The organism is Rhodocaloribacter sp., assembly GCF_056451265.1.
The window spans coordinates 1-17,508 of record NZ_JBWOPL010000007.1 but is presented as its reverse complement, the minus strand read 5'-3'; the positions used below and the strand labels follow the sequence as shown (position 1 = coordinate 17,508).

Annotated in this window: 16 protein-coding genes; 7 read left to right on the top strand and 9 right to left on the bottom strand. The window is 66.6% G+C overall.

The features are described 5' to 3' along the window. Positions 1-8: 8 nt before the first annotated feature. Positions 9-362, bottom strand: a complete 354-nt coding sequence (locus AC1HIY_RS00600) for a hypothetical protein (protein ID WP_479574763.1) — start codon at positions 360-362, stop codon at positions 9-11. A 155-nt stretch (positions 363-517) separates the two neighbouring features. Continuing rightward, a complete protein-coding gene (locus AC1HIY_RS00595) occupies positions 518-2,317 on the bottom strand; it encodes an ABC transporter ATP-binding protein (protein WP_479574762.1) in 1,800 nt (599 codons plus the stop codon). 194 nt (positions 2,318-2,511) lie between these two features. On the opposite strand from AC1HIY_RS00595, the gene AC1HIY_RS00590 reads away from it, so the two are divergent. Continuing rightward, a complete protein-coding gene (locus tag AC1HIY_RS00590; protein WP_479574761.1) occupies positions 2,512-4,614 on the top strand; it encodes a TonB-dependent receptor in 2,103 nt (700 codons plus the stop codon). A 449-nt stretch (positions 4,615-5,063) separates the two neighbouring features. Here AC1HIY_RS00590 and AC1HIY_RS00585 read toward each other — a convergent pair whose 3' ends face one another. Further along, positions 5,064-5,210, bottom strand: a complete 147-nt coding sequence (locus tag AC1HIY_RS00585) for a hypothetical protein (RefSeq protein WP_479574760.1) — start codon at positions 5,208-5,210, stop codon at positions 5,064-5,066. 34 nt (positions 5,211-5,244) lie between these two features. On the opposite strand from AC1HIY_RS00585, the gene AC1HIY_RS00580 reads away from it, so the two are divergent. The 4 genes from AC1HIY_RS00580 to AC1HIY_RS00565 all read left to right on the top strand — a co-directional run bounded on the left by AC1HIY_RS00580 (position 5,245) and on the right by AC1HIY_RS00565 (position 6,626). Continuing rightward, positions 5,245-5,442, top strand: a complete 198-nt coding sequence (locus AC1HIY_RS00580) for a ribbon-helix-helix protein, CopG family (RefSeq protein WP_479574759.1) — start codon at positions 5,245-5,247, stop codon at positions 5,440-5,442. Then, positions 5,439-5,831, top strand: a complete 393-nt coding sequence (locus tag AC1HIY_RS00575) for a type II toxin-antitoxin system death-on-curing family toxin (RefSeq protein ID WP_479574758.1) — start codon at positions 5,439-5,441, stop codon at positions 5,829-5,831. The genes AC1HIY_RS00580 and AC1HIY_RS00575 overlap by 4 nt, the downstream gene beginning before the upstream one ends. A 232-nt stretch (positions 5,832-6,063) precedes the next feature. After that, a complete protein-coding gene (locus tag AC1HIY_RS00570) occupies positions 6,064-6,288 on the top strand; it encodes a DUF433 domain-containing protein (RefSeq protein WP_456424922.1) in 225 nt (74 codons plus the stop codon). Next, the gene (locus AC1HIY_RS00565) at positions 6,285-6,626 is read left to right on the top strand and encodes a DUF5615 family PIN-like protein (RefSeq protein WP_479574757.1); all 342 of its coding nucleotides are present in this window, start codon (positions 6,285-6,287) and stop codon (positions 6,624-6,626) included. Before AC1HIY_RS00570 ends, AC1HIY_RS00565 begins: the two co-directional genes overlap by 4 nt. Here the strand turns inward: AC1HIY_RS00565 and AC1HIY_RS00560 are convergent. From AC1HIY_RS00560 to AC1HIY_RS00540, 5 genes are all read right to left on the bottom strand, one after another. After that, positions 6,613-7,287 carry an NAD(P)H-binding protein gene (locus AC1HIY_RS00560; protein WP_479574756.1) on the bottom strand — a complete coding sequence of 225 codons (675 nt, stop codon included), beginning with the start codon at positions 7,285-7,287 and terminating at the stop codon, positions 6,613-6,615. The genes AC1HIY_RS00565 and AC1HIY_RS00560 overlap by 14 nt on opposite strands. A 59-nt stretch (positions 7,288-7,346) precedes the next feature. After that, positions 7,347-8,018, bottom strand: a complete 672-nt coding sequence (locus AC1HIY_RS00555) for an NUDIX hydrolase (protein WP_479574755.1) — start codon at positions 8,016-8,018, stop codon at positions 7,347-7,349. Between the two features lie 66 nt (positions 8,019-8,084). Further along, positions 8,085-10,361, bottom strand: coding sequence for a GWxTD domain-containing protein (locus AC1HIY_RS00550; RefSeq protein ID WP_479574754.1), 2,277 nt, complete (start codon positions 10,359-10,361; stop codon positions 8,085-8,087). A 59-nt stretch (positions 10,362-10,420) separates the two neighbouring features. Next, positions 10,421-11,035: a redoxin domain-containing protein gene (locus tag AC1HIY_RS00545; protein WP_479574753.1), complete on the bottom strand. Its 615-nt coding sequence runs from the start codon at positions 11,033-11,035 to the stop codon at positions 10,421-10,423. A gap of 144 nt (positions 11,036-11,179) precedes the next feature. Further along, complete coding sequence (locus tag AC1HIY_RS00540; RefSeq protein ID WP_479574752.1) at positions 11,180-12,391, bottom strand: molybdopterin molybdotransferase MoeA; 1,212 nt, start codon at positions 12,389-12,391, stop codon at positions 11,180-11,182. A gap of 134 nt (positions 12,392-12,525) precedes the next feature. On the opposite strand from AC1HIY_RS00540, the gene AC1HIY_RS00535 reads away from it, so the two are divergent. Beyond that, positions 12,526-13,809 carry a glucose-6-phosphate isomerase gene (locus AC1HIY_RS00535; RefSeq protein WP_479574751.1) on the top strand — a complete coding sequence of 428 codons (1,284 nt, stop codon included), beginning with the start codon at positions 12,526-12,528 and terminating at the stop codon, positions 13,807-13,809. A gap of 626 nt (positions 13,810-14,435) precedes the next feature. Next, complete coding sequence (locus AC1HIY_RS00530; protein ID WP_479574750.1) at positions 14,436-15,275, top strand: universal stress protein; 840 nt, start codon at positions 14,436-14,438, stop codon at positions 15,273-15,275. On the opposite strand, the gene AC1HIY_RS00525 is transcribed toward AC1HIY_RS00530, so the two are convergent. Next, positions 15,272-17,508, bottom strand: a 2,237-nt coding sequence (locus AC1HIY_RS00525) for a DNA internalization-related competence protein ComEC/Rec2 (RefSeq protein ID WP_479574749.1), incomplete at its 5' end; no start/stop codon positions are given. The genes AC1HIY_RS00530 and AC1HIY_RS00525 overlap by 4 nt on opposite strands.

Sequence of the window (17,508 nt, the reverse complement as noted above, 5' to 3'; positions counted from 1 at the left end):
CGCGCCCCTCACAGGGTCACGAACACGTATGCCACCGCAACCACGTTCAGGAGGATCAGCACGAAAAGGAGGATCACTTCCAGCGGGACGAAATGACGCCGGGGCTCGTGGGCGCGGCGCATCTGCTTCGAGCGAACGAAGCCCTTCCGGTCGTTCACGTACAGCGCCCACACGATGAGCAGGCACACCACCGCCGCCGGGACCGCCATGACCCGCCCCCCCACGAAGACGGCCCCGGCGCTCACGAGGCCGAGCGGCACGAGAAGCCCGAAAACGACCTGCGCAGGCAGCCCGCGACGGCGCTTCCGATGACGGCTTTTCTTCTTCGACGCGGCAGATCCGCCCGATGGTTGATCGCTCATTCGGCTCTTTTGCACCGCTTTCTTCGACGCCTGCGCGCGCCTCGGGCCCGGGATTACTTCCATTCAGAAACGAAAAACTGTCGTGAGAAACGCATCCGTTTGCCTGCCGCCAATATAGGGGAAAACCGTTGAAGTCGCACGAGGGCAGGCGCGTTTCACTCGAAGGAGATCGCCTCGCGGAACTGAAGCGCGGCCAGCCGGCGATAGAGCCCGTTGCGGGCCGTGAGTTCGTCGTGCGTGCCCCGCTCGACGATGCGTCCCTCGTCGAGCACGAGGATGTGGTCGGCGTGCTGAACGGTGGCCAGGCGGTGGGCGATGATGAACGTAGTGCGGCCCTGCATCAACCGTTCGAGGGCTTCCTGCACGAGCGCTTCCGAGGCCGAGTCGAGCGAAGAGGTGGCCTCGTCGAGAAGGAGGATGCGCGCATCTTTGAGGAGCGCGCGGGCGATGGCGATGCGCTGTCGCTGCCCCCCGCTCAGCTTGACGCCCCGCTCGCCGATCCGGGTGTCGTACCCGTTCGGCATCGCCTCGATGAACACATGCGCGTTGGCCGCCCGCGCCGCCGCCTCGATCTCGGCCTCCGTGGCCTCCAGCCGACCGTACCGGATGTTCTCCCGAATCGTATCGTTAAACAGGTGAACTTCCTGCGGCGCCAGCGCGATCTGCTCGCGAAGCGACCGGATGCGCACCTTTCGCACGTCGTACCCGTCGATCAGGATGCGCCCGTCGGTGGGATCGTAGAAACGGGGGATGAGGTTGAGGAGCGTCGTCTTGCCCGCGCCGCTCGGCCCCACGAGCGCCACCGTCTGCCCCGGCTCGACGGCGAAGGTGATGTCCTGAAGGACCGTAAAGCCCTCGTCATAACGGAACGCGACGTCCTCGAAGCGCACCGCCCCGCGCACGGGCGGCAACGGGATCGCGGCGGGGTCGTCGAGGATCTCGGGCTCCTGATCGAGCAATTCGAAGAGCCGTTCCGAGGCGCCGGCGGCGCCGTTGAACGTGGCGTAGAGGCGGGTCATGCCGCCGACGCCGCGCGCGATGTTGAACGCATAAAAGATGAATGCCACGAGGTCGCCGGCGGTGAGGCGTCCCGCCAGCACTTCGGTGCCGCCGTACCAGAAGATGCCCACGAGAGCCGTCATGAACAGGATGCCCACGAGCGTCCCGAAAAGGGCCGAAATCCACACCCGGTAGCGGGTCGTCTCGAAGAGGTCCTCCACGGCGGCGACATACCGCGCCGTCTCGTACGGCTCACGCACGAAAGCCTTCACCACACGGATCGCCTGAATGGTCTCCTCGGCGAGGGCGGTCGTCTCGGCGAGCTTGTCCTGCACCTGCCTTGAGATCCGGCGGATCTTCATCCCGAAATACCGCGCCAGAATGGTGACCGGCGGCACGACGACGAAGACGATGGTCGTCAGCCGCCAGTTCAGCGCCGTCATCAGCGCCACCGAGCCGACGAGCGTAAGCGTCTGCGTGAGCAGTTCCACGAGCGCGTTCGTGACGGCGTCACGGATCCGGTCGACGTCGTTGGTCAGGCGCGAGGTGAGGTCGCCCGTGCGCTGATCGGCGAAGAACGCCAGACCGAGGCGGTTCAGGTGCGCGAAGACCTTCTCCCGCAGATCCGCCACCACGCGCGCGCCGACCCAGCCGAGCAGGTAGTTGCCGCTGAAAGAGAAGAGCCCCTGCATCACGAAGAGGCCGAGCAACCCCACCGCGAGGAGGTTGAGCATCCGCCGGTCGGTCTCCTGAAACACGGCGTCGAGCAGTTGCCGGAGCCCGAGCGGGACCACGAGCCAGACCAGCGTCCCCATCACCGTCAGCGCGAGGGCCAGAAAGAGCCGCCGCCGGTAGGGACGGCTCAGCCCGATGATCCGGCGCATGGCTTTCCACAGCGCCAGCGGCGGGCGGCGGGGCGTCTCGGGCGGCGAAGCGGGCGGGCGGGCGTTTCTCATGCGCAGGCGTCAACGATCAAAGTCTCCGATTCAGGTCGCGAGCAGCCGTTTTGTTTCCCGGGCTCCCCACAAAGGGCCTGCGGCGAGCTTTTTTGCTCCTCCTCGAAAATATCACCTTTCCCGAAAAACCTGCCCCGCCGACGCGCGTTTTCATGGCCCCATTTTCCCCTCCCCATTCGATCGTGAGAAATTTTATGCGGAAGCACATTCTCTTCGCCGGCCTGCTGTGCGGGTTGCTTTTGCCCGCGCGGGCCCAGGAGATCCCCGACGACTCCCTCCGGGTGTATGAACTCGAAAGCATCGTCGTGACGGCGGACCGCTCGGAGCGCACGCTCGCGCGTACGGCGGCGGCGGTCTCGGTCGTCCGGCGGGAAGCCTTCGACGCGCTCCCCGTCGCCACGCTCGCCGACGCGCTGAGCCTGACGCCCGGGCTCGTCTTCTTCAACCGCGACGGCCTCGGCAACGACCCCATCGCCACGGTGCGGGGCTTCTACGGCGGCGGCGAGGTATCATACCTGCTCGTCCTCGTCGACGGGAAGCCGCAAAACAACGTGGAGACGGGCCTCGTCAACTGGAACGCGCTTCCGATGGAGAACGTGGAGAACATCGAGATCCTGCGGGGCGGCGCGTCTTCGCTCTACGGGGACGCGGCGCTCGGCGGCGTCGTCAACCTCATCACCCGGCGGGCGGCTCCGCCTTCGCGCACGCTTTCGCTCTCGGGCGGCACGTTCGGCACGCTGACGGCCCGCCTCCATACCACCGGCAGCTGGAACGGCCGCCGCCTTTTCTCGCTCTATGCCGACGTGGACCGCACCGACGGCTACCGTGCGCACGGCAAACGCTCCGTCACCAACCTCGGCGGCTCCCTCGCGCTCCTACACGCGCCCGGCGGCAGCCTCACGCTCTCGACCGACCACCACTGGAAACGCGCCGACGATCCCGGCTACCTCGCCGCCTCCGACGTCCGCGCCGACCCCCGCACCTCATCGGATTTCTTCCGCTTCGACCGCGCCGAGGAGAACCGCCATCGCCTCTCGCTCGACGGCGCGTGGCAGCCTTCGGACGCCATGTCCGTCTCGGCCTTCATCACCGGCGAACTGCGCTCCGCCGACATCATCCGAACCTTCCTCCTGACGCCAGATTTCGCCGACACGAAGGACCGGGATCTGACCACGAAGCTCCTCTCGGGCTCGGCGCAGGTGGTCTATGAAGGCGTTCCGCTTCCCTTCCCGAACCGCCTCACCGCCGGGGTGGACGCCGCCGTCGGGCGCGTGGACAATGCGTATTACCTCTTCCTCACCGGCCCCCTGCCCGCCTACCTCGAAGCGCCCGGCGTCCGGAGCGCCCTCGACGCCAAAGGAACGGGCGACCGGACGACGCTCGCCGCCTTCGCACAGTACGAACTCACGCCCCTCCCGGCGCTGACGCTCACGCTCGGCGGGCGGTACGACCGGCTCCGCGACACATACGCACCGGAGCCCCCGAGCACGGGAGGCGCCTCCGACGCCACGCACACGGCCTTCAGCCCGCGCGCCGGCGTCAACGTCCGATACGTGAGCGCGGGCGGGCACGAGGGACACGTCTATGCCTCGGCGGGACGCTCCTTCAAAGCGCCGACGCTCGACCAGCTCTACGACCAGCGCTCGACGCCCGTGCCGTTCCCTCCGTATGCCATCACCATCTCGAACGGCGCGCTCAAACCCCAGCGCGGCACGAACGTGGAAGCCGGCGTCTATCACCGCGCCAAGCTCACGCCCGACGTCACGGCCGAGCTTTCGCTGAGCGCCTATCGCATCGACATGGAGGACGAGGTGGACTTCGACCTCCAGCAGTTCCGATACGTCAACCTCGGCAAAAGCCGCCACACCGGCGTGGAATCGGGGCTGAAGCTGTACTTTCCCCGCAGCCTGACGGCCTTCGCGAACTATGCGCACCAGTCCGCCACCCAGCGTTCGGGGATGTTCGAGGGTAACTTCCTCAAAGCCGTCCCTCGCGACGTCTTCTCCGGCGGGCTGACGTATCGCCCGGCCTCCGGGCTCGGCGGCGGGCTCGTCGTCCGCTCGGTGCGCCGCGTCTTCCTCGACGACGCCAATACGATCCGCCTGCCGAACTATACCACGGCGGACGCCCGGCTCACATACCGCCTCCAAAAACTCACGGTCTCCGCCGAGATGTTCAACCTGACGAATGAGGCGTACAGCACCACCGGTTTCCCCGATCCCGCCGGCTCGGACGTGGTCTTCTTCTATCCCGCCGCCGAGCGCACCCTCCGCCTCGGCGTGGACGTGCGGTTCTGAGCATGCACATTTTTCCGGCAACGGCAAGCTTTTCACCCCTTCGTGCGGAGCTTTCCGGCGCGAACCGCCTCCACGGGCGCGCGGGGCCTCGTGGCACGGCGTTTGTCTCTTTCGGTGATCAGACAAGCAAACCAGCCTCTATGTGGCCGGCGTCGCGCTTCGACAGGATGTGGGGTCCTTCGAACACACGACATCCCCGGCCGAGATCAACGCTTGAGCGCCTTCCTCTAGGTGACTGCGGTGGTCGAGGGAAGGCCCGCACGCCTGCGTTTCCCTCTATGTGACCCCGCGGTCGAGGTTGGCCCCACGCCTGGCCCTTGTGAGTCGAATCCGCACAAACCTCCAGTTTGGCGAAAGCCCGGTCCCGTAAGACCGGGCTTTTTTTGTTGCCGCTGCATCGTCCACGACCACCCTACGCCTGTCCCTCGCTTCGACGTCCCCTTTTTCTTCTACCCGCCCTCGGCGATGGCCCGCATCGCGTCCGGCTCATAGATGCGCACGCCGCCCGGCTCGGACTTCGCCGCGGCGATCATGGCGGCGGCCACCACGTGCGCGGGGTGGGACGTTGTGCTTCGCTCGGAAACTGAACCGGGCAAGGACGTTCAAAAGGAAAAAGCCATCCACCGACCCATGAAAACGATCACGATCCAACTGCCCGACAAAACCGCCGACGAGGTGGATCAGGCCGCCCGCAAACTTGGGGTCTCCTCGGAGGATCTCGTCCGGGCAAGCGTCGAAGAGAAACTAGAACGCCTTCGGCTCACCTTCGAAGAGGCTGCCGATCACGTTTTGAGCAAGAATGCCGAACTCTATCGTCGTCTTTCATGATTCACGTTTTGACGGTGGAGCAAGTCAAAGCGCTGCACCAGCGTCTGATCGATCAGTCGGGCGGCCGTCCGGGCTTGCGGGATCAGGGGTCACTCGAATCGGCGGTAGCACAGCCGCAGATGACCTTTGCGGGAGAAGATCTCTATCGCACGCTTGCTGAGAAAGCCTCGGCGCTTGCCTTTGCACTGGTGATGAATCACCCCTTTGTAGATGGCAACAAGCGGGTGGGCCACGCAGCGCTTGAGGTCTTTCTGTTGCTCAACGGATACGAGCTTGCGGCGGAGGTAGACGAGCAGGAACGCTTGATTTTGAACTTGGCGGCAGGTCGTGTCAAACGTGAGGAATTGACGCAGTGGATCGCATCGCACATGGTGCCCTACCGGGGCTGAGCGTCCTGCCATGCACCGGCCTCCACCACCTGTCAGCCGCCCCCCCAGCCTTGCCCGCAATGACCGCCCGCATCGCTTCCGGCTCATAGATGCGCACGCCGCCCGGCTTCGCCTTCGCCGCGGCGATCATGGCGGCGGCTACTACGCGCGCGTAGGCGGAACGTCGTGCTTTCCTCGGAAACCGAATCGGGCAAGCGCGTTCAAAAGAAGAAATCCCCTCACCGGCAGCGCTATGGCAGACTGGAAAGAACGGATCACCTTTAACCCCGGGCAGTGTGGCGGACGTCCCTGCATTCGCGGGATGCGGATCCGGGTTACCGACATTCTCGATCTACTCCTTGCCGGGCTCTCCGTGCAGGAAATCCTCGATGAAATGCCGGATCTCGAGGCCGAAGACATCGAAGCGGCGATCCGGTTTGCCCGCAGTCGAATCGATCATCCGGTGATTGTCGCGTGAAGCTCTGGATCGATGCCCAGCTATCTCCGGCGCTTGCTCGATGGATCAATGAGCATTTTGAAGATCTCGAGGCTACTGCGGTGCGTGAGCTGGGTCTACGCGATGCGGACGATTTAGAAATATTTGCGTCTGCGCGCCGAGCCAATGCGGTGATCATGAGCAAAGACAGCGACTTCGTTGATCTGGTCAACCGTCTTGGCCCACCGCCAAAAGTCCCGTGGATTCGTTGTGGCAACACATCGAATGTACAGATGCGCGCGACTCTGTCAAGCACGCTATCGGCAGCAATCACGCTTCTAGATCGCGGAGAACGTCTGGTCGAGATCATCGGTCCATGACCACCCGCATCGCGTCCGGCTCATAGATGCGCACGCCGCCCGGCTCGGACTTCGCCGCGGCGATCATGGCGGCGGCCACTGCGCGGGCGGGCGTGGGGCGGTATTTCCGGAGCGGCCCGCGGAGGAGAAACTTCAGCGCGTTCAGCACCGCCTCGGCCCGACGTTCACCCGGTCGTTTCTCCGCCCGCTCTCCCGTCAAAAGCGAGGGACGAAAGAGATAGACGCCCTCGAACGGAAGCGCAGAAACGGCCTGCTCGACCTCGCCTTTGAGGCGGTTATAGAAGAACGGCGAGCGCGGGCTCGCGCCGAGCGCCGAGACGAGGAGGCACTGCTTCGCCCCGCGTTCGAGCGCCTGACGGGCGAGCGCGAGCGGATAGTCGTAATCCACCTTACGGAACGCCTCGTTCGACCCCGCCTGCCGCATCGTCGTGCCGAGGCAACAGAAGACGTCCTGCCCCTCGATGACGCCCGCATGCGCGTCGAGGCGATCGAAGTCGACGACGTGGTGGGTGAGCTTCGGGTGCGCGCGCGGGAGCGGGCGGCGCCCGAGCGAGACGACGGCGTGATAAGCCTCATCGGCGAGGAGCAGGTCGAGGCAGTGCCCGCCCACGAGACCCGTCGCGCCGGCAAGCAACGCGGAACGTGTGGATGCATCACTCATGACCCATTGCGGCTTTCATTCATCCCATTCCCCCCTACCTCCCATGCACCCCCACACTTTCACGGCGTCCCGAACGTTTCGAGCACCACCGGCTCCACCGCTTCCATGTGCCGCCGGAGCGTGTCGAAGCCGACCTTCACCCGGGCTTTCGACCACTCCGCCCACGCGACGGCTTCGATGTCTTCGTCGACCTGCGGGGTGAAGTGCGTCTCGGTGGTCTCCATAAGGTACCAGTGCGTCGGCTTGACCTCGTATCGCCCCCGCCGCGCATAGCCGTGGACGGTCGCGCCGAGGTCGCGGAGGATACGGAGATCGTCGATGCCCACCTCTTCACGCACTTCGCGGAGGGCGCACGCGGGGGCGGTCTCACCCTTTTCGCACTTGCCCTTCGGCAGATCCCACACGCCGCGCCGAAAGATGAGCAAAAGCTCGGGTTCGCGCTTGCCGCGTCGCGCCACGAAGCCGCCCGCCGCCGTGACGAGCCTCGGTGGAAGGTAGGGGTCGAGGTTTTGCACGGCCGCCGCCGGGACCGCCTCCGCCCGCACCCGCCCCTCGCCGTCGGCGACCACCGGCGCGGGCAACCGGTCGGCGGCAACGACGAGGATGCGGTTCCGACATTTCTCCCGGGCACGCGCGAGCGACGTCCACAGCCGCACGCCGCGTTTCTTTTGGATCCCCGCCCGTCGGATGACGTCGAGTTCTTTCTTTTTCACACAATAAAAGAGAAGCATGGCGGAGTCGCTTTTCGTCCGTTCGTCCCGGCGAATATAAGGGACGGAGCGGTCGGTATGCGCGTCTCACCGGCCCTCTTCGAGCGTCACGACGCGGGTGCGCGAGGCCGTCCGCCCCGTCTGCCGGTCGGTGACCGTCACGGTGAGGAAATACGCATCCGGCTCGACCTTGCGCACGTCGATCTCGGCGTACTCCACGGGCGCGGTTTCCGCGCTCTCGTGCCCGGCGCTCAGCGTGAGTGTCGGACCCTTCTGTTTTCGTCGAAAAAGCCCCCTTCGTCGAGGTTTCACCGGCGTGAGCGTGTACGTGAGTGTATATCGCGTCCGGCCGTCGTCGTCGGGCGTGAGGTGATAGATTTCGAAATAGACGAAGAGCGGGCGGTCGGTGCGAAAGCGGAGTGTGGGGGCCGGTTCGATGCGCAGCCCGCGCCGCACGAACGGCCCCTCGTCGGCCACGGCGGGCGCGACGTTCCGGGCCGCGAGCACGTCGCTCATCGCGAGGACGGGGCGGGAGAAGTCGGGCAGCCGGCGGTCGCGGCGGAACGTGCCGAGGAGTCCGGCGCCCTTCGGACGCACGTGAAGCGCGACGCGGTACGAGTCCGGCTCCGCGGTGAAGGCGAAGCCGTCGATGACGCCGCCGGTGGGGTCGGCGGTGAGCGTCAGGCGGCGCGTGACGAGACGCCGGAAAGCCTCACGTCCGTCCGGGGTGCGCACGCTCAGGCCGATCTCGACGTCCACCCGTCGCGCCCCCTCCGGCATGCGCCGCGCGACGGCGGCGGTGGGGAACGCATACCACACCGCCACGTCCGTCTGCCCGTGCGCCCCGCGAAAAGCCGCCGTCACCACGGGCATATCGAGCGCTTCGACGGGCGCGGGCCACGTGTGGCGGTCGGTGGTCAGCCCCACGTCCACGTCTGCCTGACTCCGCTCCCGCATCTGCTCGCGAAACGCGAGGAGGCTCAGGTCCCGGCGGTCCGGCGGCTCCCGATAGATCGTGTATCCACGTGTGAACGGCTCGCCCCACGCCACGCGGTCGCTCATCATCTCGGGGCCGAGGAGCACGGGCACGAGCCGCCAGTTTGCCCCGCCGAGGGTGGAGAAGTGGAAGACCATCGCGGGAAGCTCGTCCGTCGCCTCATATCGCCACGACTCATTGCCCGGCACGTCCGCGCCGAGCGTCACCACGCGGTCGTCCGGCGGGCCGTGCCGGAGGTAGACGAGCCCCTTGTCGTTGAACGAGCGGCCGAGGCGATAGCCTTCGGGAAAAACGAGCCGGTCGCGTTTGTTCGGATCGTTCCACCATTCTCGAAAGCCGTCGTACGCGAAATGCTCCTCGACGTACACGAGGCGGCGATAATGTTCGATGAGGCGGGCGTTTTCGGCGGCGGCGGGCAAGGGATCGCGCCGCGTCCATACCCGGCGGAAGAAGTCCCGGAAGTCCCCGGCCTCTCGGAGTGCGCGATACGTGCGGAGCTCCTCGGGCGCAAGGACGTGTTTCACGTCTTCGAAGACGAAGGCGGCGTCCACGGGCGTCCCGATGCCGTCCACGGCGCGCCAGAACTGCGCCTCCGCCGCCTCCGGGAGGCCGAGAGAGGTGAACACCCGGGCAAGCGCCAGAGCTATGGGCGCGCGCGGCAGAGCCCTGGGCCGGCGCTCGAGGGCGCGGAAGGCTTCGAGCGCCGCGTCGGTTGCCCCGCGCAGGCGCATCTCCTCGGCCCGGAAGAAGGCGGCATACGCATCGTCGTGCGCGGCCATCCACTCGGTCGCCGCCGCCGCGTCGCGCCGGAGGAAGCGCCGGTACAGCCGGAAGAGCCCGACGTGCGCCGACGGCAGATCGGGGCGAAGGCGAAGCTGCGCCCGCGCCCGTTCGAGCGCCTCGCCGTAATCGCCCCGGTACGCTTCGAGCACGGCGTATTGATAGAGCACGTCTCGGAAGGACGAGTCGCGGGCGAGCACCCACTCGAAATGCTTCTCGGCCTTCTTCCATTCGAGGCGTTCGCGCACCTTCTCGATGGGCGTTCGGAAGCGCCCTTCTTCCCGGTGTGCGAGGGCGCGGTAGTAATGCGCCGCGAGGTCGTCGGGCGCGCGTTCGAGCGCCTCGTCGAAGCGTCCGGCGGCTTCCCCCCATCGCCCGCGGTCGAGGGCGAGCGCGCCGAGGCGGAGGTACGCGGCGGGAGCGGCGGGAGCGCCCGCGCGAGCCTTCTCATACGCGGCCTCGGCGGCTTCGCTCGCGCCCGCATCCCGGAGCGAATCCCCGCGCATGAGCCACCGCTCCGGCGACTGCGCCCGGACGGATCCGGCGACGCATCCGAAAACGAGAAGGGGAAGGAGGAAACGGCGCACGCGAGGGACCGAGGGGAGATGATATGGAAAGGACGAGCGGCAGACCGAGGGCGATCGCCTCACCGGCGCGCGCGTTTGATCGCGCACCCGATGGCTTTCGTCGAGGGGACGGCGACGGAGCGTCCCTCGACCATCGCGCGCATGGCGTCGAGGAGGTACGGATGGGCGACGGCTTCCGGATGACGCGGGTTGTCGTCGATGGCCCCGGCGTAAACCAGCGTCAGGTTTTTATCAAAAAGAAAGACTTCCGGGGCGCGTTCCGCTCCGAAGGCGTCGGCGAGCCGGTGATCCCGATCGAGCGCATAATAGAAGGTATAGCCTTTTTCCCGGGCTTTCCGCTTCATGTCGTCGAGCCCCTCGCCGCGCGCGCGTCCCGCCTCGTTCGAGTTCACCGCGATCACTCCCACCCCGAGCGCTTTCGCCTCCGCCGCCGCCTCGAGCACCCGATCCTCCCAGGCCTTCACCCACGGGCACGTATTGGCCGTGAAGAGGACGAGCAGTCCGTTTTCCCCCGCCGCCCCGGCGAGCGTGATCGTTCGTCCGGAGACGTCCGTCATTTCGAGATGGGTCAGCGGGGCCTTCGCGCCGATGGGCAGCCGGTCTCCGGCGACGAAGGCCAGGAGCATGAGCGCCGGAAGCGCCGCCCACCCGAACCCGAGCCGTTTCGTATTCATGACGTCTTCCTCTTCTTCGTGATACCTCTGTGGGTCGCGCGGCGGGCGGTGTTCCGCGTGCTCCGCTCATTATCGTGGGCATCCATCGGGAGGAAGCCCTCACGCCTCCCCGTTTTCCTCGGAAAAGGCGGTGCGTTTCCGCGCTCACCACGTCAGCCACTCTATTTCAACAAGCGTGCCGGGCCCGGGGTTTTCCATTTCCGGCGGCAGATGAATGATGCCGTTCGCCCGCACGACCGCCGAGTACACGTGCGACCCCTGCCCGCCGGAGGGACGCACGGTGAGACGGCCCGCCTCGTCGGTGGCGACGAACCCGCGCGCGAAATAGTGGAGGCCCGTCGCCTTGCGCATCGGGGCGGAGAGCACGGCGCGGTGGCGCGGACGGATCACCTCTGCGCGCCCGAGCATCTTCGCGAGCGCGGGACGCACGTACTGCTCGAAACACATCGCCGAGGAGACGGGATTGCCGGGGAGACCGAAGACGGGTTTGCCGCGGAGCATGCCGAAGGCAAGCGGCTTGCCGGGCCGCTGCCGCACCTTCCAGAAAAGCAACTCCATCCCCATGTCGTCGAGGACCTCTTTGACGAAGTCATAGTCGCCCACCGAGACGCCGCCGGAGAAGACGAGCACGTCGGCGGCGAGCGCTTCTTCGATCACGCCTCGGATGCTCGCCCGGGAATCGCGGGCGAGGAAGGGCGGCAGGGGGTCGCCGCCGGAGGAACGCGCCTGTGCGGCGAGCGCGGGACCGTTCGAATTGCGGATCTGCCCCGGCCCGGGTGTCTCCTCGGGCGGCACGAGCTCGTCGCCCGTAGCGATGACGGCCACGCGCGGCGGCACGCGGACGGCCGCCTCGACCACCCCGAGCGACGCCATCATCCCCACGACCGGCGGCGTGACGACCGACCCGGCAGGGATCACCTCTTCGCCCACCCGCACGTCTTCGCCCGCCCGCCGCACGTGCCGGCCCGGCATCGGCGCGCGGTGAAAAAGCACGGTGTCGTCCGCCCCCCGCTCCGTCCACTCGACCGGAGCGACGGCGTCGGCGCCGGGCGGGAAGGGCGCCCCGGTCATGATGCGCGCGCACGTGCCGGGCGTGACGGTCCGCTTCGGGAACGAGCCTGCCGGAAGCTCTTCGATCACGCGGAGCGTGGCCGGAAGCTCGCGCAGGTCGGCGGCGCGCACGGCATAGCCATCCATCGCCGAGTTGTCGAACGGCGGGATGTTCTCGCGGCTCCGGACCGCCTCGGCGAGGGTCTTTCCGACCGCCTCGGCCACGGACGCCCGCGCCGCCGGCTGCCCGGGCATCGCCTCGAGCACCAACGCGCGCGCTTCCTCAAACGGAATGAATTCTCGCATGGCTCTTTATCGTTCCCCTCTTTTCTTATGAAAGGCCCCCGGTTATCTTCGGGAAAACGAATATAAGGCAATCCGCTTCCGGGATCGGCTCTTTTCCGCCGCGCCCCTTCCGTTCATCCTTCCCTTTCCGTCCCATGCTCCGTTTCGATCCCGCTCCCGCGCACGCGCACCTCGAACCCGACGCCCTCGACCGGCTCCGCCCCCGCGTGGCGGCGGCGCACCGGGCCGTTGTCGAAAAGACCGGCGCGGGCCGTGAATTCCTCGGCTGGCGCGACCTCCTCCTCGACCCGAACGACGCCCTTCTCGAAGACCTCGCCGCCACCGCCGCCGAGATCCGCCGGAACGCCGACGTGTTTCTGTGCATCGGCATCGGCGGCTCATACCTCGGCGCGCGCGCCGTCATCGAAGCGCTGACGCCGTATTTCCCTGCCCCCGTCTCGGACGAGCGCGCGCCGGAGGTGCTCTTTGCCGGGCACCACATGAGCGGCGCCTACCTCCGCGAACTGCTCGCCTACCTCGACGGCAAGTCGGTGTACGTCAACGTCATCTCGAAGAGCGGGACCACCCTCGAACCGGCGCTCGCCTTCCGGTTCGTCCGGCGGTGGCTCGAGGAACGCTTCGAGGACGCCGACCGCCGCATCATCGTCACCACCGACCCCGAACGCGGCGCGCTCAACCGGCTTCGCGCCGAGAAGGGCTATAAGAAATACGTCATTCCCCCGAGCGTGGGCGGGCGTTTCTCCGTGCTCACGCCGGTGGGCCTTCTCCCCATCGCCGTCGCGGGCATCGACGTGCGCTCGCTTTTTTACGGCGCCGTCTCCGCGTGCCTCCGCCTCAACGACGACCACGACAACCCCGCGCTCGACTACGCCGCGACCCGCTACCTCTTGCACGAACGGGGATACGCCGTCGAACTGCTCGCCGCCTTCGAGCCGCGTCTCGGCGGCCTCGGCGCCTGGTGGCAACAACTCTTCGGCGAAAGCGAGGGTAAGGAGCACAAGGGCCTCTTTCCCGCCACCGCCCGGTATTCGACCGACCTCCATTCGCTCGGCCAGTACGTGCAAGACGGCAGGCGCATCCTCATCGAGACGTTCCTCATGCTCGAAGACGACGACGGCGACCTCCCCGTCCCCCCCTCTCCCGACGACCTCGACGGTCTCAATTACCTCACCGGGGAGACGATGAGCCACATCAACCGAAAGGCGTATGAGGGCACCGCCCGCGCGCACGCCGACGGCGGCGTGCCCGTCATGACCCTGTGGCTCGACCGCCTCGACCCCGGCTCCGTCGGCGAGTGCCTCTATTTCTTCGAACACGCCGTGGCCGTCGGCGGATACCTCCTCGGCATCAATCCCTTCGATCAACCCGGCGTCGAAGCTTACAAACGCGAAATGTTCTCCCTTCTCGGCAAGCCCTGACCCCCCCCGAAAAACTATTGTCCACGCTGTTAACAACCCGTTAACAACTCCCGAACATCCTCTGGATAACCCCTCCGTTTTATCCACAGTGTGGATAGATGAGGATAACTCCCCCCTTCGCCCACACGTTATCCCGACTCATCCACAGCGCGCCTCCGTGTGAATATTTTCGACGTCCCGCGCGCACGTTCCCGGTGGATGCTCGTGGATACGTGAATAACTTCGGCGAATCCGGGAATATGCCCGCTCCAGCGACTTTCCGAAACTCCGCGCGTGTGGATATCATGGGGATGAACCCGCGTTTTTATGCACAACGCCGCGACGCCGATGTGGACACCTTGTCTTTCCACATTTCCACACGGTCTACTACTACAAGTACTACTCATTTTAAATCATTCTCATAACAGTAAAGGGTGTGGAGAAGTGTTCAAAAGAAGGCTATCGAGACCGGTATATCGGAATGTATCGACCCCGGTATTGATCATATGACTGAATTCCATTAAAGGAATATTAGCCCGTTTCATGCATTTACACCGTGATTTCTCAGAAACGAATTGTGCACACCGTTGCCTTCGCTTAGTTTAGGGCTCCGGCACGATCCTCAGGAACCAAGTAGTGGGGAACCTATGCTCAAAAGAATCCTCGTCGCGCTCGATCCCGACTCCGACACCCCGATAGCCACGGAATATGCCGCAACCATCGCTCGCCGATACGACGCCGAAGTCACCGGTCTGGCGGTGGTGGATCTGGGCAGCATCGAAGCCAGCTCGCGGGGCGGCGGCATCGGCAGTATGTATTATGCCGAGAAGCTGAGGGAGAAACTGACGTCCGAAGCGCGCGCGACCGCGCAAACGCTCATCGAAGAATTCGACCGGGCGATGAAGGGGTCGGGGGTCGCCCACGTCGAAACCGTGCAGGAGGGGGTGCCCTTTCAGCGCATCATCGAGGACATGAACTATTATGATCTCCTCGTCATTGGGAAGACGCCGCATTTCTTTTATAGCCATCCCAAGCAGGAGACGCACACCCTGGCCCGCGTCGTGAAGAACACGGTCGGTCCCACGCTCGTGGTCGGAACCGAGAGTCGCCCGGTGGAGCGCGTGCTCGTCGCCTTTGACGGGAGCCACGCTTCCGCGCGCACCATCCGGGAGTTTGCCCATCTCCAGCCGTACGGCGTCGACGTTCGGGTTCAGATCATCCACATTTATAAAGATGGGAAGGCCGAGTCGGAACTGATCCTCCGGATGGCGCAGGCATACCTGAAGACCTATGGCTTTTCCGTTCAGATTCAGAGTTTGAAGGGTAAAGACGTTGCGCACGAAATCCTGGAATACGCGGCCGGATATCATCCCGACCTTTTGCTCGTCGGCGCGCACTCTCGGTCGAAGATCAAGGAGATCGCCTTCGGTTCGGTGACGAACGCCCTGCTCGAGCGCTTTCCGGCCCCGCTCTTCATTGACGCCTAGGGGCGTCGCCAGGCCACGGGTGTGACGCGCTCGCCATCGCTCCGGAGCCACACGGCGCCTTCGCGGGCGGTCACTCGCACCCGCGCGCCGCTCCGCTTCCACCGCAGCACCACGTCTTCGTCGGGGAAACCGAAGCGGTTGTTCCGCCCGGCGCTGACGACGGCGGTCGTCAGGTGGGTGGAATCTCCCGCGACGGCCGCCACGAACGCCGGCGTGCTGCTCGTTGCCGAGCCGTGATGTCCCACTTTGACCACGTTGCTCCTCAGAAGCGCGCCGTAGTGCGCGACGAGTCGGGTCTCGGCGTCCGCTTCGGCGTCGCCCATGAAAAGCATGGAGGTCTTTCCGTAGACGAGGCGGAGGACCACCGAGGCGTCGTTGTCTTCGGCGTCGCGGGTGAGTGCGGGAGCCGGTGAGAGCGTCTGGATCTGTACGGACGGGTCGAGTGCGAGCGTGTCTCCGGCGGCGAGCGCCTCATGGGCGACGCCGAGGCTGTCGAGCAGGCGCGTCGTTTCGGCGAAGAGGGCGGAGGCGTGCGGCGCGCCGTTATCGAGCACGCGCGCCACGGGCACGCCGCGCAAGAGCGCGGGCAGGCCGCCGAGGTGGTCGCTGTGCGGGTGAGAGATGACGACGGCGTCGAGGCGGCGGATGCCGAAGCGTTCGAGGTGAGGAAGGAGCGTGCGGACGCCTTGATCGGTGTAGGCATTGCGCACCCCGGCGTCGATCAGGAGCCGTCGGCCGTTCGGAAGGGTCACGAGGGCCGCGTCGCCCTGGCCGACGTCGAAGAAGAGCACGTCGAGGCGGGGGGTGAGGCGGGTCGCCGCGGCGGTCCAGAGGCCGGCGGCGGCGAAGGCGAGGGTCAGAGCGCCCAGGCGCCATCGGGTGCGGGGACGCGGCCACTGCGCGAGCATGACGAGCGCCGTCGCCAGGGCAAGCACCGTCCACGGATCTCTCACGTAGCCATGGAGGGAGGCCCATCCGAGATGCGCCGCTCCCGTCTCCGCCGTAAAGAGCAGCAAGCGCGCGGCTCCCGCCGCCGCCATCGCGCTGAGGTCGGCGACGAGCCCCGCGCCGCCAAAGACGAGCATGAAGAGGCCCGCTGCAAGCGTCAATCCGGTGAGTGGTATCGCTGCGAGGTTGAGCGCGAGACCCGCGAAAGAGGCATGGCCGAAGTGAAAGAGGAGAATCGGGAGCGTCCCGAGCGTGGCCGCGAGCGACATGGAAACCATGGCTAAACCTTTCCGTGCGAGGCCGGGGGTGGTCCATCGCTCCGGGAGTGCGCGGGTGAACACGGGTTGGAGCGTCACGAGGGCGGCCACGGCGGCAAACGAGAGCTGAAACCCCGGGTCGAAGAGTTGCCGGGGCTGCCACAGGAGCATGGCTGCCGCCGCCACGCCGAGCGTGTTCAACGTGTGTGCGTTGCGCTGCGTGAGCGTGAGCAGAATGAAAACGCTCGCCATCAGCACGGCCCGCACCACGGAGGGGCGCGCGCCGGTGAGCATCATGAAGAAGAAGAGCACCGCAAGCGTGACGACGGCCCGGAGCGCCTCGACGGCCCGCCACGAGAGCCTTCGCCGGGAGAGCCGCATGAGCAGAGGTCGAAGCAGCCCGTAAAGCGCCATGCCGACGAGGAGCACATGCAGCCCCGAGACGGCGAGGACGTGCATCAGCCCGGTCTCGGCAAAGTGCGCGCGCGTGTTCGGGTCGAGCAGGCGCCGGTCGCCGAGGAGGAGCGCCGAGAGCACGGCGCGCGCCCCCCGGTCCGGAACCCGGCGTTCGAGCTGTGCGCGGACGTGTGCCCGGCTCGTCGTGATGAAGCGTTCCGTCCACGCCGCCGTTCGTCCGAGGCGGGTCACGTCGTCCGCCCGGGTCACGGTGAGACGCGCATACACGCCTTGCCGCCGGAGGTGCGCGCCGTAGTCGAAGTCCGCCGGGTTGCGCTTTTCGGGGAGGGGCAGCAGTCGGCCCCGGAGGCGCACGAGGTCGCCGCGCCGCACGTCGGGAAAGGCGACCCGGTCGGCCCACGGCGGCTGCGCGAGCGTCACGAGCACGTCGCCGGTGGCGCTGCGCGAGCGCCGGACCGCGTGAACGCGGGAGACGTTCAGGATAAGACGCGCGCCGGTGGGGGCCGCCGTCGGCTCGTCTGCGACGCGGCCTTCGAGCGTCACCGTGCGGCCGTCCGCGCGCACGAGCGCCGCGACGTGATGCGGGGGCAGGGCGCGTTCGGCGGCGAGGC

Bases quoted from the DNA above. Each gene is read 5' to 3' on its own strand.
- AC1HIY_RS00570 (WP_456424922.1), top strand. From the start codon at position 6,064: ATGGCAGACTGGAAAGAACGGATCACCTTTAACCCCGGGCAGTGTGGC.
- AC1HIY_RS00540 (WP_479574752.1), bottom strand. From the start codon at position 12,391: ATGCGAGAATTCATTCCGTTTGAGGAAGCGCGCGCGTTGGTGCTCGAG.
- AC1HIY_RS00595 (WP_479574762.1), bottom strand. From the start codon at position 2,317: ATGAGAAACGCCCGCCCGCCCGCTTCGCCGCCCGAGACGCCCCGCCGC.
- AC1HIY_RS00555 (WP_479574755.1), bottom strand. From the start codon at position 8,018: ATGCTTCTCTTTTATTGTGTGAAAAAGAAAGAACTCGACGTCATCCGA.
- AC1HIY_RS00580 (WP_479574759.1), top strand. From the start codon at position 5,245: ATGAAAACGATCACGATCCAACTGCCCGACAAAACCGCCGACGAGGTG.
- AC1HIY_RS00545 (WP_479574753.1), bottom strand. From the start codon at position 11,035: ATGAATACGAAACGGCTCGGGTTCGGGTGGGCGGCGCTTCCGGCGCTC.
- AC1HIY_RS00530 (WP_479574750.1), top strand. From the start codon at position 14,436: ATGCTCAAAAGAATCCTCGTCGCGCTCGATCCCGACTCCGACACCCCG.
- AC1HIY_RS00575 (WP_479574758.1), top strand. From the start codon at position 5,439: ATGATTCACGTTTTGACGGTGGAGCAAGTCAAAGCGCTGCACCAGCGT.
- AC1HIY_RS00560 (WP_479574756.1), bottom strand. From the start codon at position 7,287: ATGAGTGATGCATCCACACGTTCCGCGTTGCTTGCCGGCGCGACGGGT.
- AC1HIY_RS00600 (WP_479574763.1), bottom strand. From the start codon at position 362: ATGAGCGATCAACCATCGGGCGGATCTGCCGCGTCGAAGAAGAAAAGC.
- AC1HIY_RS00590 (WP_479574761.1), top strand. From the start codon at position 2,512: ATGCGGAAGCACATTCTCTTCGCCGGCCTGCTGTGCGGGTTGCTTTTG.
- AC1HIY_RS00535 (WP_479574751.1), top strand. From the start codon at position 12,526: ATGCTCCGTTTCGATCCCGCTCCCGCGCACGCGCACCTCGAACCCGAC.